General features: G+C 71.5%; 9 protein-coding genes. All 9 read right to left on the reverse strand.

Translation table 11 applies throughout. The features are described 5' to 3' along the window. Position 1 precedes the first annotated feature (1 nt). The 9 genes from AC0N04_RS09485 to AC0N04_RS09525 all read right to left on the reverse strand — a co-directional run bounded on the left by AC0N04_RS09485 (position 2) and on the right by AC0N04_RS09525 (position 16,196). Positions 2-3,400: a GH36-type glycosyl hydrolase domain-containing protein gene (locus AC0N04_RS09485; protein ID WP_474280908.1), complete on the reverse strand. Its 3,399-nt coding sequence runs from the start codon at positions 3,398-3,400 to the stop codon at positions 2-4. Between the two features lie 50 nt (positions 3,401-3,450). Further along, complete coding sequence (locus AC0N04_RS09490) at positions 3,451-4,137, reverse strand: carboxylesterase family protein (protein ID WP_474280911.1); 687 nt, start codon at positions 4,135-4,137, stop codon at positions 3,451-3,453. 86 nt (positions 4,138-4,223) lie between these two features. After that, positions 4,224-7,466, reverse strand: coding sequence for a discoidin domain-containing protein (locus tag AC0N04_RS09495; protein WP_474280914.1), 3,243 nt, complete (start codon positions 7,464-7,466; stop codon positions 4,224-4,226). Beyond that, positions 7,463-8,284 carry a carbohydrate ABC transporter permease gene (locus AC0N04_RS09500; RefSeq protein ID WP_474280916.1) on the reverse strand — a complete coding sequence of 274 codons (822 nt, stop codon included), beginning with the start codon at positions 8,282-8,284 and terminating at the stop codon, positions 7,463-7,465. The genes AC0N04_RS09495 and AC0N04_RS09500 overlap by 4 nt, the downstream gene beginning before the upstream one ends. Next, complete coding sequence (locus AC0N04_RS09505; protein ID WP_474280918.1) at positions 8,281-9,162, reverse strand: carbohydrate ABC transporter permease; 882 nt, start codon at positions 9,160-9,162, stop codon at positions 8,281-8,283. The genes AC0N04_RS09500 and AC0N04_RS09505 overlap by 4 nt, the downstream gene beginning before the upstream one ends. After that, on the reverse strand, positions 9,159-10,463 hold the full coding sequence (locus AC0N04_RS09510; RefSeq protein ID WP_474280921.1) for an extracellular solute-binding protein: 1,305 nt from the start codon (positions 10,461-10,463) through the stop codon (positions 9,159-9,161). The genes AC0N04_RS09505 and AC0N04_RS09510 overlap by 4 nt, the downstream gene beginning before the upstream one ends. A gap of 11 nt (positions 10,464-10,474) precedes the next feature. Beyond that, positions 10,475-11,998, reverse strand: a complete 1,524-nt coding sequence (locus AC0N04_RS09515; protein ID WP_474280924.1) for a glucoamylase family protein — start codon at positions 11,996-11,998, stop codon at positions 10,475-10,477. Positions 11,999-12,140: 142 nt separating this feature from the next. Further along, positions 12,141-15,092 (reverse strand): TonB-dependent receptor, encoded by a 2,952-nt coding sequence (locus AC0N04_RS09520; RefSeq protein WP_474280927.1) that lies wholly within the window; start codon positions 15,090-15,092, stop codon positions 12,141-12,143. A gap of 39 nt (positions 15,093-15,131) precedes the next feature. Then, a complete protein-coding gene (locus tag AC0N04_RS09525; RefSeq protein ID WP_474280929.1) occupies positions 15,132-16,196 on the reverse strand; it encodes a LacI family DNA-binding transcriptional regulator in 1,065 nt (354 codons plus the stop codon). Positions 16,197-16,200: the final 4 nt, after the last annotated feature.

Below are 16,200 nucleotides of genomic sequence, written 5' to 3' on the forward strand. Positions count from 1 at the left end.
CTCAGTGCTGGCCGAGCGTCAACGCCAGGCGGGCCGGGGCCGTGCGGTCGCTCCGGGCCAGCGCCGCCTGCCAATCGTCGCGCGCCACCACGGCCGCGCCGAGCCGGTAGCGATGGGCCCGGCGGGTGAAGGGCAGTTCGACGTCGTTGAGCACGATGCGGCTGACGCCGTGTCCGCGCGGTCCGACCCGGTAGCTCAGCGCCAGGCGCTGGTCGCCCAGGGTCACGTCCAGGGCCAGCCCGTCCATCGAGGCCGGCATGACCGGGTCCAGCACCATCGCGCCGGCCTCGCTGCGCAGGCCCAGCAGATGCCGCATCACCAGCCCGAGACCGATGCCGGCGCCGCTCGAGTAGATCCGCCAGCCGCCCTCCAGGGTCACCGCGCCCTGGCCGATGCGGCCGTAGTGCCGGGCCGCCTCGTAGCGGTCGGCGAAGGCCGCGTCGGAGCTGGAGTAATAGCAGTTGGCTTGGCGACGCGCGCTGCTCGGCGAGCGTTCGTGCAGCCCCACCGGATGGGCCAGGCCCAGAGCCTGCGCAAAGGCCTCGGCCTCCCCCAGATGGGCCAGCGCCTCGGCCCAGCGCAGATGGGCGTGGGTGTACATCAGGCCGATTTCCCGGCCGAAGTAGCTGCTGCTCTCGGCGCGCTGGAACCAGGTCTGCGGACCGCCGCGGTAGTCCATCGGCCGGTCGAACAGCCGCGCGCCGTCCGGGCCGCTGAGGTGGCGCCGGATCAGCGCCACGTGATGGCGCGCCTGCTCGGGGCTCAGCAAGTCGTTGAGCAGGGCATGCATCATCGGCAGCAGGCTGTGGTGGACGCCGGTCGCTCGATCCTGCGGATGCAGCAGCGGCTGCACCGTGCCTTCGGGCTGGAACAGCGCATAGCCGGCGATCTCGCCGTCCACCACCAGCAGCCGGTGGAAATCGTCGTGGACACGTTGCGCCTGTGCGTCCAGCGCATCGGCCGTCGCGACGTCTCGCCCGACCGCGCGCAGCGCCCGCGCCAGCGTGGTCAGCACCTGATGGTGCAGGGTCACGGTCCAGCTGCTGCACAGGCGTTCGCGCAGCGCCGGGTCGGCCGGCTGCAGCGCGTCGTTCCAGTCGCCGTGGCCGTAGGCGGCCAGCGCGGTGCCGGCGATGGTGCGCTCGTCGGCCAGGCACAGCGCGCGCTGGGCGTGCTGCCACAGCGGTTCGGCGGCGCCGGGTTCGAAGTAGGGCAGCGGCTCGTCGAGCAGCGCGCCGTCGCCGGTGGCCAGCAGGTACTGGCCCAGCGCCAGCAGCGGCCAGTAGACGATGTCGCCGTGCGAGTCACCCGCCCGCAGCGTCCGCTCGCGCTCGAAGAACATGAACCATTGCGGCCAGTCGCCGCTGCGGCCTTGTGCAGCGAAGACCCGGCACAGCAGGTCGCGGATCGGCGCCGGCCGGCCCAGCGCCAGCAGCAGCTCGACCGGCCCCTGGCAGACATCGCGCGTGCCCCAGCCTCCGCCCGAGAATTGTTCCAGGCCGCGCGGCGCCAGGTAGTGCACCAGCGCGTTGTGCTGGAACCAGGGCAGGATGCTGGCCAGTTGCCGCAGCTGCGCGGCGGCCTCCGGATCGGCCGGCGGGGTCAGTGCCTGCCAGGGCGATGCGGCGACGGCGGGCGGCATCGCGCCCGGCGGTCGTTCGGGGGCGGCCTCGTCCACCAGCTCGCCGACCACGTCGAGCCGGCCTTCGGTCAAGGGCGCGCTGCGCAGGCACAGCCAGGCCTCGCCGCGCGACCTGCCATCCGGGTAGAGCAGCCCATCGCCGCCCACCTCGTCGAGCTGCAGGCCGGCCGTCGCGTCCAGGCGGAAGGCGCCACGCGGGAAGCGCTGGCCGAGCGTGCTTTCCGGCGCCGGCCTCACCCGCACGGCCTGGCCCTCGCGCTGCCAGCGCGGCGGGCCGGCGTCGAGGCCATCGTCGCCGTCGAGCGCGATCTGCAGGCTGAACAGGCAGCGCAGCGGGGCGCCGCGCCGAACGTGGATCGCCAGTTCCAGGCGGTGCGGATCCGAGCGGGCCAGGGCGCAGACCTCGATCAGCCCGCCGGCATGCGGGTAGTACCAGTGCGCGCGATCCGGTTCCATCGCGAAGGCGGCGGGCTGGTCCAGCAGCTGCCATCGGCCGTCGAGTTCGACGAACACGCGCAGGCCCTGCGAGCGGAACTGGCCCAGGTAGCCCCGCACGGTGCCGAGGAAGCGGTTGATGCCGACATGACCCTGGGTGACCATCGAATGGAAGACGCCGCCCATCCAGCAGGTGGAGGTGAGCGCGGTTTCGTCCGGCGTCAGGTGGGTGCCGGTGCGCAGCAGGTGGCCGTGCGGGCGCAGCACCTGCAATTCCTTGGCGCGCAGCACGACGTGCCGGCTGCCTTGGAAGAAGGACAGCAGTCGGCCATCGATGTCGTGCTCGGGCTGCTCGCGCAGCGGGCCGAACCAGGCCGCCAGATCGGCGTCGTCCAGCGGCGGCACCGACAGGCGGGGCGCGGTCGCGAACAGGCTGGCGGCTTCGCGCGGCCGTGCCGGGGCGTCGTCCGGCACCGGCGGCGGGCAGGTGGCCTCGGGCAGGGCCAGCGCCTGCTCGACCCAGCGCAGGTCGGCCGGGCCGCTGGCCTCGGGATGGTCGGCCACCAGCAAGCCATAGAAGCCCAGTTGCGCATGGGCGCGTGCGGGCAGGGTCAGCGGCTCGTCCTGCAGCGCGGCCAGCGCGTGTTCGTGCTGCAGCCGGCGGCCGGGCAGGCCCAGCGTGGCGGCCTGCAGCGCGGCATCGGCGCGGGTGCCCAGGCCGTGCCACTGCAGGCCGTCGGTGGCCCAGGCCACACAGCGCCGCAGCGAGCCGCTCAGCAGCCAGGGGTGCCGGCCGTCCACCGCCAGGTTCTGCCGCGTCGCCAGCACCGTGCCGTGGCGCGGATGCGCCAGCGGGGTGTGGTCGAGGTAGTGGCTGACGTAGTACTCGTTGGTGCGCAGCGCGGCCCAGGGCGCCAGGGCGAGGTCCTGCGCGTGCAGCAGATCGACCTCGCAGGACTGGTCGCCGTCGTTGTCCAGGTCCAGGTGCCAGAACCAGGCCGGCGCCTGGGCCGACAGCAGCAGCTGCAGCGTGTAGCGCAGCGCACCCCAGCGGCCCTGCGCGACCATGCCCAGCGGCGTGCGCCGGATCTGCGATGGGCTGCGTGGCCCCAGCAGCGGCACCCAGCCCCCGTCGCGGCCCAGGCGGCGCAGCACCAGGGTGTCGATGCCGCCTTCCAGCGTGTTGGCGGCGAACAGGTTGATGTTCAGGCCGTGCCAGGCCAGTTGCCGCAGGCTGCCGTGGCGGGTGAGACGGCAGCGCAGGCCCGAGGGGCTGGTCAGGTGCAGGTCGTCGGACGTGGAAGGGGCGGAGACAGCGGTCATGGCGATGAAGAAAGGGGGCTCGCGGGTCGCGCAGCCCAGGGGATGGCGGATCAGCGGTTGCCTGCGGGCCGGCGCTGCGCCAGCAGCCAGGCGTAGAGCGCGGGGTCGGCGTAGGCGGCCGTCCAGGCGTCGTGGCCGACGCCCGGGTATTCGGTCCAGCGGGGGTGGCCGCCGGCGGCCCGTAGCGTGGCGATGGTGCGGCGGTCCAGCTCAACCGGCACGACGGTGTCGGCGCCGCCGTGGAAGGCCCACACCGGCAGGTCGCGGATGCGCTCGACCCGGTCTTCGTCGCCGATGCCGCAGACCGGCGCGATGGCGGCCAGGTCGTGCGGGTACTCGATGGCCCAGGCCCAGGTGCCGTAGCCACCCATCGACAACCCGGTCGCGACGACGCGGTCCGGGTCCACCGGCAGCGTTTGCTCCAGCGACTGCAACAGCGCATGCAGCAGGTGCGGGTCCCAGGCCCCGCCCAGATCGACCTGGGGCGCGACGACGATGAACGGCAGGTCGGGCTGGGCGTCCAGCCAGTGCCAGGGGCCGTGCGCGCGGACCTGGTCCAGGTCCTTGCCGCGCTCGCCGGAACCGTGCAAGAACACCATCAACGGCCAGCGCCGGTTCGGCTCGGCGGAAGCGGCGCGCGGCATCTGAACCCAGTAGCGCAGCGTGGCCTGCGCGGTGAACGTGAGGGTCTGGCGGTGGGCCGACAGGCCGGCCGGGGGCAGGGAGGCGAGGGTCATGGTGGGGGGTGGGTGGGCGCAACCGGACAGCAGCGCGGGCAGGAGGGCGAGCCACCGGCGGCGGCGCAGGAGGTGAGGCGTGGTGGTCATGGCAGGTGGTGGGGATCGGGAGGGGATGCCGCGTCCGCCGCGGCGCCGGAGGCCGGCGGCGTCGGTGGTGCCGGGTCGATCAGGCGGACGTCGAGCACGCCGGCCGGCAGCACCAGCTCGCGTCCCTGCCAGAGCAGGCGCTGGCCGACCTCGTCGCGGGCGATCGGCTGCGGCAGATCGGCGGGCCAGACCAGACGCAGGCCGCCGGAGGGGAGCCGCAACCCGGGCGCCAGCGTCAAGCGCCAGCCCTCGCCATCCGGGCGCAGCGCATAGCCCAGCGTGCCGTGGCGGGTGTCCAGCCCAGCGATTCCGAACGGCTGGCGCGCACGCAGCCAGCGGCCGCGCAGGCCGGCGCCCAGCACCAGGGTGTGGTCCCGCTCGCGCTCGTAGGCGAACAGGTCGAGCGCGCTGCGCAGGAAGTCGGAGCTGATCCAGGCGTGCGGCATGTCGCCGAGAAAGTGGCGCTCGCGCGGGTCGTGCATCACCACCTCGGCCCATTGATTCCAGCCGGTCGGGCGCTGGTCGCGAAAGAAGAATTCCAGCATCGTCCAGGCGCGCTCGGGGTGGCCCAGGCGCAGCAGCGAGCCGACGGTGCGCAGTTCGTAGGGCGTGTAATCGGTCCAGGCGCGCCGGCCGCTGCGGCGGGCTTCGGCCTGCTGCCAATAGCGCTCGAAGGTGGCCTGCAGCCAGGCGGGGGGCAGGATGTCATCGGCCTGCGCCGGGCTCAGCGCGACGGTGGTCGAGGTGGCGTCGAAATCGCCCAGCTCGGCCGCCCCGGGGACGTAGTCGATCCGGTGCGCTGCCATCGCGGCGGCGATCGACGCCTTCAGCTCCACCTGGAATTCATCGCGCCAGCGCGCGACCTGATCGGCGTCGGCGGCATGGCCGTCGGCGCGGACCAGCTCGGCAGCGTCGCGGTAGCCCCGCAAGGCCCAGAAATCGTCCCAGTACGAGTGCATCGGCCGGGCCGAATAGCCTTCGTGGCTGATCGACGCCGGCATCAGGCCGAAGAAGGCCGCGCGGCCGGGCTGGCGGTTGGCGTCGCTGCGCTCGCTCTGGCGCATCTGCTCCATGTAGCGCACGGCCGCCCATACCTGCGGCTCGCGGCGGGCCAGGGCGGCGCGATCGCCGGTGTGCCGCCACAACAGCGCGACGGCATGGATGAACTCGCCGCTGCTGTCGTTCTCGGGCACCGGGTCGGCGCCGCGGTGGTCGACGCAGCAGGGCACCTTGCCGCTGGCGAACAGATGCGCGCCGTACCAGTCGACGAAGGCGTCGGCGGCATCGACTTCGCCCATCCGCAACAGGCCCTCGACCATCATCGCGCCGTCGCGGATCCAGCTGCGCGCATAGCTGCGCGTGCCGGGCTGCAGCGCGGGACCGTCGCGCGACATCAGGATCTGCGCCAGCGCGCTGCGCAGCGTGTCGGCCACCGGCGGGGCGTCGGCGGGCAGCGTCAGCCGCACGCGGTTGAGCCGGGCCCGCCAGCGCTCGGCCACGGCGTCGAAGACGGCGGCGTCGTCCGCTTCGGGCGCCGCGGCGCCCGGCGCGCGCGCGGCAAGCGCTGCGCCGGCGGCGTTCGACAACGGCAACTCGATGTCGATGCGCCGCGTTCCCCCTGCCGGCAGGTCCAGGCCATACGCGAGCGCGGCCGAGGCCAGAGCTTGCGGATCGTCGACGGTCGCCGGGTGGCGGCCGCCCCCGCCCGAGGCCTGGGCCAGCCCCGCATCAAAGGGGCGCAGGTCGATCTGGTCTGGCGTCTGCTCGCTGCGCAGCGCACGGTGACCGTTGACCTGCAGCAGGGGGTCCTGCCAGGCCAGCCGGTGGATCAGGCTGACGCCGCCCGGCGTGTTGAGGAACTGCTGCGGCGGGTTGACCTGCCAGGGCCGCACGCCCAGCATCAGGCGGCCCCGCAGCGCATGGTCGGCGGGCGCCCGCACGGTGTAGCGCACATGCAGTGTCGGCGCGTCGGGGGGGCCGTCGGCGACGGCGGCGACCTGCAACTGCGCCTGCGGGTGCCGCCATTGCACCGACGGGATCGGCAGATAGCCGTCGCGCAGCGTGTGCTGCACCTGCACGTTGGCCCAGGTCAGCAGCGGGCCACCGGCGATCTGCAGCGAGGGTTCGACGCTGAAGCCGTCGGCGCCGGCCTCGACCGCGCCGTCCTCCGAGATCAGGCCCGAGCGCGCGCCGCCACCGTCGACCCCGACCAGCGTCCAGTAGTTCTGCTGGCCCAGCGCCGAGCGCGGATAGGTGCCGGGCGGCGCGAGCGCCGCCAGCGCCGCGATCAGGTCATTGCGCGTCTTCCAGGCGCCGGGTTCGATGCGGGTGAATTCGGCCAGCGCGGCGCCGTGCGGGCGGCGCGGCAGGCTCAGGCGCAGGTAGCGCGCTTCGCCATCGGGCAGCCACAGCGCGTCGACGTCGCCGGTGGCGCCATGCACGGCGCGCAACCGCCGCCAGTGGCGTGCGTCGTCGGAGGCGTCGACGCGATAGTCGGCGGCACGCCGGCCCGGCAGCCAGCGCAGCATCAGGCCGCTGAATTCGCGCACCGCGCCGTAGTCCACTTGCCACGCGCTCGCCGCCGGGCCGGTGCGCCAGGCGGTGGCCAGGTCGCCATCGAGCGCGAGATCGGCGCCCGACGGGGCCTGCCGCGCCGGTGCGCTCGCCCGCGGCTCGGGCCAGTGCGCGGGAGGGGCTGCGGTTGCACGCCATCGGCCGTCGGCCAGGCAGACTTCGCCCTTGCCGCCGGCCTTGCCGGCCGCGACGGCCACCTCGATCGAGGCGACATGGCGCAGCGCCTGGTCCGGGTTGGGGCCCCAGGCGAACGACAGGTCGCGCTGGCGCAGCGACCAGTCGGTCAAGCGTGCCGGCATCACCTGGTTCGGCCGGAGGAACCACCAGACGTTGTCGCCCGAGGCGTCGATCAGCTTGATCTGGACATCGTTGGGGCCGCCGCTGCCACGCACCCGCAGGTCGAAGCGGTAGTGCGCCGGAAGGTCGATCGACAGCGGCCTGCGCATCGCGGCATAGCCCGAGACCGCGCCGAAGTCGTAGGCCAGGCACAGGCCGCCTTGCGGGCCGCCCGGCCGCAGCCTGGCCCGCACCTGGTCGGACGACGTGACCCGCCAGGCGCCGGGGTGGCGGAAGTCGTTCAGCCGGTGCGAGACGCTGCCGGCCCGGGCCGCCAGCGCCAGCGCGCAACCCAGCATCCCGATGGCGAAGCGGCCACACCGGTTCATTGCTTGACCCCGCCCATCGTCAACCCCTGCATGTAATGGCGTTGCAGCGTCAGGAACAGCAGCAGCACCGGAAGAATCGTCACCACCGCGCCGGCCATCATCAACTCGCTGTCCTGCACGTGCTCGCGCGAGAGGCTGGACAGCACCACGGGCAAGGTCTGCAGGTCGCCGTCGGTCAGCACGATCAACGGCCACATGAAGTCGTTCCAGCTGCCCAGGAAGGCGAACACCGCCAGCGTCACCAGCACCGGCTTGAGCAGCGGCAGCACCACCGCGAAGAAGATGCGGAACTCGCCGGCGCCGTCCATGCGCGCGGCCTCCAGCAACTCGTCCGGGATGCCGCGCGCGTACTGGCGCACCAGGAAGATGCCGAAGATCGAGGCCAGCGACGGCACCAGCACGCCGGCATAGGTGTTGACCAGGCCCATCTGCTTGAGCATCAGGAACAGCGGCAGCATCGCCACCTGGCCGGGGATCACCAGCGCCGCGATCAGCGTGTTGAACAGGCGCTCGCGGCCGACGAAGCGCAATTTGGCGAAGGCGTAGCCTGCGAGCGTGTTGAGCAGGGTCGACATCGCCGTGGCCGCGCAGGCCAGCCCGAGGCTGTTGGCGAACTGGCGCGCGATGCCGCCCTGCGACAGCAGCGTTCGGTAATGCTCCAGCGTCGGCGCGCTGGGCCACAGCGGCGGCGGGTAGGTGCTGGCCTGCCCGGCGGGCATCAGCGACACCGACAGCATCCACAGCAGCGGTGCGGCGGCGATCAGCGCCCCCAGCGCCAGCACGGCGTTGAGGCCCCAGGTGCGCCAGGGGTGCGTCATGCGGCACCTGCCTTGCGCGCCAGCGCCATCAGCACGCGGGTGACGGCGACGATGATCAGGAACAGCAGCACGGCCACGGCCGAGGCCTGGCCCAGGTTCCACCACCGGAAGCCCTCCTCGTACATCATGTAGAGCACGCTCACCGTGCTCTGCAGCGGGCCGCCCTGGGTCATCACATAGGGCTCGGCGAAGAGCTGGAAGTAGCCGGCCACGGTGAGGATGCTGACCATCAGCGTGGTCGGCGCGAGCAGCGGCAGCGTGACGTGGCGGAATTGGGCCCAGGCCCGCGCGCCGTCGAGGCGGGCGGCTTCGTACAGGTCCTCGGGGATGGCCTGCAGGGCGGCGATGAAGATGATCATGTTGCCGCCGAAGTTCTTCCAGGCGGCGAACAGGATGATGGTGGGCATCGACCAGCGCGGGTCGCCCAGCCAGTCGATCGGGCCCAGACCGGCGAAGCCCAGCAGGTGGTTGACCCAGCCGTAGCGCACATGGAACAGGTAGCGCCAGATCACCGCCACCGCCACCAGCGTGGTCACCACCGGCGCGAACAGCGCGGTGCGCCAGAGCGGCTTGAAGCGTGCCAGCCTGGACTGCAGCAGCACCGCGCTCAGCAGCGACAGGCCGATCGACAGCGGCACGCCCAGCACCACGAAATAGGCCGTGTTGCCCAGTGCCCTCCAGAACAGCGGCATCTGCAGCACGTGGACGTAATTGGCCAGGCCGACGAAGCGCAGATTGTGCAGGTCGGCCAGGGCATAGAGGTCGAAGTCGGTCAGGCTCAGCAGCAGGCCGGCCACGACCGGCACGCCGAAGAACAACCCGATCACGCTCACCGCGGGCAGCACGAAGGCCCAGGCGGCCAGGCTGGGGCGGCTCATGCGGAGGCTCCTGAGCGGGCTGCGCGGTCCAGCATCCAGCGCCGCTTGGCCAGGATGTCGTCGACGCGCGCGTCGAGCGCCTGGCCCACCCGCAACGGGTCGGCGTGCTCGTGAACGGCGCGGGCGGCGAACAGCTGCATCTCCTGCGCGATGCGCTCCCACTCGGGCACCGCCGGTGCGGGACGCACGCGTTCGAGCTGCTCGGCGAAGGCGCGCACCTGCGGGTCGCTGCGCAGCGGCTCGAAGGCCCAGGTGGCGCGGCGCGGCGGCAGGTTGCCGGTGAGCTGGAAGAACTTCAGCTGCACCGCCGGCCGGCTCAGGTACTCGATCAGCGCCCAGGCCTCGGGCTTGCGGCGCGAACGGCGGAACATCACCAGGCTGGCGCCGCCGGCGATCGAGGCGCCCGGGCCGGCCGGCCCGGGCAGCGCGGCGGTGGTCCAGCGCGACTGCTGGCCGGGCAGGCGGCTGCGGAACTCACCGATGTTCCAGGGACCGGAGAGGTAGAAGGCGAAGCTGCCGCGGCCGAATTCCTGCCACAGGTTGGCGATCTGGTTGTTGGTGACGTCCGGCGCCAGGCCCTGGTCGAACAAGTCCATGTAGAAGCGCAGCGCGCGCTGGAAGCCGGCGCCGGCGAAGTGGCCCCAGCGCCCGCCGTCGCGCAGCAGCGGCTCGTCCTGCTGCAGCGCAAACGCCAGCAAGGGCTCGTATTCGTTGACCGGCAGCAGCATCGGGTGCGGCACCTCGGTCTGCATCGCGCGCATCGCGGCGGTCCAGCCGACCCAGTTCGTCGGCACCTGGGCAAAGCCGGCGCGGGCCAGCAGGTCTCGGCGATAGAACAGCAGCCGGGTGTCGACGTACCAGGGCAGGCCGCGCATCACATGATCGATGCGGTTGGCCTGCCAGATGCCGGCGAAATGGTCGCCGGCCTGCAGGGCGGGTGTGCGCTCCAACCAGCCGTCCAGCGGCTCCAGCGCTCCCAGCGCCGCCATTTCCGGCAGCCAGGTGTTGCCCATCTGGGCGACGTCGGGCGTGGCGTCGCCGGCAAACGCGGTCAGCAGCTTTTCGTGGGCGGCCGTCCATGGCAACTGCTCGATGTGCAGGTCGATCTCGGGGTGCTCGGCGCGGAAGCCGGCCAGCAGCGCCGGCGCCACCTCGCCCTCGCGGCCCATCGCCCAGAAGCGCAGCCGCCGGTCGCTGGCATGCACGCCGCAGCCGGTCAGCACCGCGGCTCCGGCGAGCGCGGTCGCACCCAGCCAGCGGCGGCGCTCGGCGTCGGGCGCAGGAATGGGCGTTGCCGTCATCGTGCCGGTTCTCAGCCCAACCAGCCGCCGCGGAAGCCGGCCCGCTCGAGGCCGCGCACCAGCGCCGGCTGGCGCTTCATCGTGTTCCAGATCAGTCCGTTGCGATGGTTGGAGATCATCGCGACGATCGGACCCTGGTCGATGCCGATGACATCGGTGTCGACCCAGCCGAAGTCCGGGACGTAACGGCCATTGCCGAGCCGGGCGCCGGCGGCGCGGAAGCTCGGGTTGAAGGCGTCGACGAAGCCATAGCGGCCGTAGATCAGGCCACCGAAGCGCTCGCGCAGCGCGCGCAGCGTGGGCAGCACGATCTCGGGCGCGAACGGCAGCGACGACAGCGCGGCGGTCGGTGCGATGGTGCCGTCGTCGGCGGTGTGGCGCAGGCCGGCGCCGCGGGCGCGGTAGTCCCAGTACTGGCGCGTGCGTCCGAGGTGGTCGGGGCCGGCGATCATGCCCGGTCCGTCGCAGGCGGTCAGGCCCCAGACCGTGGCGCCGTAGTCGTTCCAGCCCATCGGGTTGCGGATCGCGTAGGCCTGCTGGGCCAGCGTGGCGCGGCGGCTGTTCTCGAAATAGTCCAGCCCCTTGGACCGCATGAAGGCGTCCTGGATGCCGCGAAAGTCCACCCACACCTGCGAGTACTGATGAAAGAACAGCGGCGCGCCGCCCAGGTGTTCCTGGCCCATGTAGCGGCCCCAACTGAGGTCGTAGCTGCGGGTGAAGTCGGCCCAGGCCTGAGGATGGGCCGGATGCGTGGGCGATCCCAGCGCCAGCAGCACCATCAGCATCGCCTCGTCGTAGCCGGTGTAGTCGATGAAATCGCGAAAGCCGTGCTCGGGATTCCAGCCCATGCTGATCAGCGCGCCGCGCTGCTGCATCCACGGCCAGTTCACGCGGCCGTGGATCTGGTCGACGCGGTCGCGGATCTCGCGCTCGGCGTGGTCGTCGCCGTCGAAATACGCCTGCGCGCAGAGCAGTCCCGCCAGCAGCAGGGCGGTGTCGATGGTCGACAGTTCCACGCCAGCGTCGAAGCGCTGCCCGGTCTGCCGATCGAGGAAGTGATAGAAGAAACCGTTGTGGCCGGCTACGCCCGTGGCCTGCGGACCTTGCGGCGCGTCGGCGAAGAAGCGGACGGTGGTCAGGACCCGCGTCCGCGCTTCGGCCCGGCCGACCCAGCCGGCGTCGACGCCGGCCACGTAGGCGGTCAGCGCGAAACCGACCGAGGCCACGCTGGCCAGGCGCGGGTGGGCCGGCCAGCGGTCGGGCACCAGGCCGTTGGCCGGGTGGGCGGTGTCCCAGAAGAAGCGGAAGGTGCGTGCCTGCAGGTCGGCCAGCAAGGCCGCGTCGCCGAGTCGGGCGGCCTCGGGGTCGCCGAAGGGCGACGCCGTGTCCGCCGCGGGGGTCGCGCAGGCTCCCAACGCCATCGAGGCGGCCAGGCCGCCCATCGAGGCGAGCCAGCGCCGCCGGGGCAGGTGGGGTGCGGCACGGGGCGCTGAGAGGGGCTGGTCGGGCAAGTTCATGCGAACGGCAGAGGACATCGACGAAAGAGCGCAGGCGCCGGCTCGCAGCGGAACCTGCCTTCAGCTCGGAACAGGAGGTGGCGCGATGGCGCAGCGCCGGTTGCACGCCAGTGTGCCCGCGGGCGGCGTCCGCGCGGACGCCGCCCGCGGCGCGGCTCGGTCAGAAGCTGTAGCCCAGGCCCAGGCGCACGGTACGCGGGTTGCCGCGAATGGCATTCGGCGTATCGAGGTTCGGGTTGTTGCCGCCCAGGCGGTTGGTCGGATCGCCGGCGGCGCGGGGCGAGCCGACCCAGTCGTCGAAGCCGCCGTAGTTGTAGGTGTTGAACAGGTTCAGCACGTCCATGCGCAGCGTCAGCTTGCCCGGGCCGGCCGAGATCGCCTTGCTGAGGCTGATGTCGAATTGCCGGAAGCTCGGCGCCTGTCCCTCGCGGTAGACGCAGTTGTTCCAGCCGGCCGAGCAATCGGTCAGCAGGCGCGGCAGGCCGCTGGCCCAGGTCATCTTCGGCGCCACGGTCATGCCCCAGGGCAGGTCCACCACGCCGGCGGCGACGATGCGGTTCTTGTCGACCAGCTTCGAGGGGTTCCAGCCGGCACGCCCGGGTTTGCCATAGGTCCAGTCGAAGATGTCGTTCGCCCATTCCTTGTTGGTGGTCTGGGCGTCGCTGTAGGTGTAGGCGACGGTCACGCCGTAGCCCGAGGCCTTGGTGTAGGGTTTCTCCAGCTTGCCCAGGACCGAGTTGGTCTTGGTCTCGTCGACGAAGGCGCCCAGCACCAGGCTGCCGTAGCCGTTCGGACCGCCCCACAGCGGGTCGATGATGCTCTGGTTGGCGTAGCCGCCGTTCGGATCGCGGTTGCCGCTGAACCAGGTGAACTGGTTCTTCGCATGGATCTGGCTCAGTGCGATGTCGGCGTTCCATGCGCCGAGGGCCTGGCGCAGGCCGATCGAGAACTGGTCGGCGTACGGCATCTTGAAGTCGTTCTTGATCAGCCAGATCTCGCCGCCGGGCTGGCTGTTCTTCTGCAGTTCGTCCAGCGTGTTGTTGGCCATCTGCCGGTCGTAGGAGCGACCCCAGCCGCCGTAGATCACCGATGACTTGTCGCCCTTCAGGTCATAGGACGCTCCCAGGCGCGGCGCGAAGGCGCCGGTGTAGGGCTTGCGGGAGTGGCCGTCGGCGATGTAGTCGCCGATGTTGACGCCGCCCTTGGCCAGCGACTGTGCGTAGGTCTGGCCGGGCGGCACGACGATGGGCACGCCGTTGTGGTCGGTGAAGCCGGTGCGCGTGTCCAGGCCCGTCAGCGCGGCCACGCGGTCGGCCGGCGTGACATAGCTGTTGTTCAGCATGTTGCTCTCGTAGTCCCAGCGCACGCCCAGGTTCAGCTCGAGCTGCTTGTTCACCGACCAGTCGTCCTGCAGGTACAGGCCGATCTGGTTGTTGTTGAATTTCACCGAGCTGCCCGGAATGGCCTTGCTGATGCTGCACTGGTCGCTGTTCAGCCCGTTGTTGATGATGTTGGTGCCGGTGCACAGGCCGTTGGCGTAGTACGGGTCGCCGGTGGTCGGGTCGATCACGGTGGTGACGGTGTCGACGCTGAACGCGGTGCCCGACAGGCTGTAGCTCATCGCGTTGAACTTGGCGCCGCCCTTGATCACATGGCCTTTGGCGCCGGTCCAGGTCAGGTCTTCGGAGACGAAATTGCTCTTCTGCGCACGGTCCTGCGAATCCGGCGAGCCGCCGACATAGATCACGTCGGCCGCCCCCGTGAGCATGGGCGGGTTGGCGTTCGAATACTGGTACTTGATGAAGGGCGTGGTGGCGCTGGAGTGCGGACTCCACTCGTATTCTTCGTGGCCCAGGCGAGCCTCGCTGAGCAGGTCGCCGCGCGACCATTCGTGCAGCAGGTTGATCGAGGTCTCGTCGTTGGTGCGGCTCTTGTCGTTGCCCGGCGCGCTGAAGGTGCTGTTCTCGGGCAGGTGGTCCTTCTCGCGGCGCAGCTTGGCGCTCAGGGTCAGCTTGTTCTCGTCGTTGATCTGCGCGTCGACCTTGCCGAACAGCAGGTCCTCGTGGAAGGTGCTGATGGTGCTGCCGGCGTCGGCCACCAGGGTCGGCACGATGCCGGCATTGGGCAGGTCGGCCAGGTGCTGCGGACTGACGATGCGCGAGTCGTTGATGTTCTTGCCGTCGTAGGCGAAGAAGAAGTGCACCTGGTCCTTCTTGATCGGGCCGCCGAGGTCGAAGCCGAACTCGTCCTGGGTGGACGGGGGCAGCTTGAGACCGGTGGCCGCCTCGTTCTGCTTCTCGAACGGCGTCAGCGCGCGCCAGTCGGTGCCGGTGCGGTCGAAGTAGGCGTCGCCATGCAACTCGTTGGTGCCCGAGCGCGTGACGGCGGTGATGGCGGCGCTGCTGACCTGGTCGAATTCGGCCTTGTAGTTCTGCGTCAGCACCTTGTACTCGGCGATCGCCGATTGCGGAAACGGATTGCCGCGCGAGCTGTCCTGGCCGACCATGCCGCCGCGCAGGATGTCGTTCTTCTGGCCGACGCCGTCGATGAAGACGTTGACGTGGTCGAAGTTCTGCGCGCCCGACTGGATGGTGGCATTGCCGTTGCCGTCGGTCTGGAAGGCCACGCCCGGCGCCAGGTCGGCCGAGCTCATGAAGTTGTGGGTCGACTGCGGCAAGGTGTCGATCAGCTTGCGCGAGACCGTCGTGCCGACCTGGGAGTCCTTGACGCCCTGGCGGCTGGACGCGCCGATCACGGTGATGGTCTGGGTGCCGCTGTCCGGCAGACGCAGGTCCAGCGACGCGGTCTGGCCGACCTCCAGCGTGATGATCTCGGCGCTCTGGCCGCCGCCGATGCGGATCTCGTAGCGGCCCGGGGCCATGCCGGGCAGCACGTAGCTGCCGTCGGCCAGCGTGTTGGTGCGGTAGGTGTTGCCGTTGTCCTTGTTGACCGCGACCACGCTCAGGCCAGGGCGTGCCGCGATGGTTCCCGCCGTGACCTGCCCGCGCAAGGTGGCGGTGCTGACCTGGGCCTGGGCCGCGCCGGCGGCCCAGGCCAGCACCACGGCGGCGGCGAGGGCGTGCCTGTGAAAACCTTTTCTCATCTGCGTCATGTGAGTCTCCGTTGTGGTTCGTGGCAGGAAAAAGCGGGCTCAGCGGCCGGCCGGCCCGAGGGGCGGATCGGCGCGGGGCGTCAAGGTCGGGGCAGATTCGCCGATGGGGCGCAGGAGGCACGACTGGCGCACGACCAGTTCGGCGCGCAGCGTGTGCTGCCGGGCGCCGGGGTGCCCGGGCATCTCGATCGACGAGGCCAACTCTTCCAGCGCCAGGGCGCCGAGCTCGACGATGGGCACCTTGACGGTGGTCAGCGCCGGGGTGACGTAGCGGGCGATGGGGATGTCGTCGAAGCCGGCCAGCGCGATGTCGGCGGGCACCGACAGGCCGGCCCGCTGCAGCGACGCGAGGCAGCCCAGCGCCATCATGTCGTTGCCGGCGAAGACCGCCGAGGGGCGATCCCGCAACGCGGCCAGCGCGTTGCCGGCGTGCCAGCCGGAGGCTTCGGTGAAGTCGCCCTGCAGCACCCGTTCGTGCGCGCCCGGCAGCCATTCGGCGAGCGCCTCGCGGTAGCCCGCCAGGCGCTGCTGGGCCTCGTAGTTGTGCTCGGGGCCGGCGATGAAGGCGATGCTGCGGTGGCCGCTTGCGACCAGGTGGGCCACCATCGCCCGGGCGCCGCCGCGGTTGTCCACGCCGAAGCAGGCATGGGCGCAGTCCTGCGGATCGGAATTCATCAGCACGGCGGGGAGGTCGGCCGGCAGGTTGCCGCCGAGAAAGCCCGGATCGGCATGGGGGGACATCACCAGCAGGCCGTCAACCCGGCCGTGCATCGCCCGCAGTGCCGCGGCGGCCTCGCTCGCGTTGCCGTGCGAACTCGACAGCAGCAGGTGCAGGCCGCGCGCCCGGGCGGCCAGGTCGATGCCGCGGATGAGCTCGGAAAAATACTCGCCGTGCAGGTCCGGCAGCAGCGCGCCGACGGCGTGGGTGCGCCGGGTGATCAGGCTGCGCGCGGCGCTCGACGGCGTGAAGCGCAGTTCGGCCGCCACCTTCAACACCCGCTCACGGGTCTCCGGGGTGACCCGGGCGTTGCCGTTGAGCGCACGCGAGACCGTCGCCACCGACGCGCCGGCAAGGCGGGCCACATCCTTGATCGTGACGGCCATGGTG

The sequence above is a fragment of the Ideonella sp. sgz306126 genome (assembly GCF_056032705.1).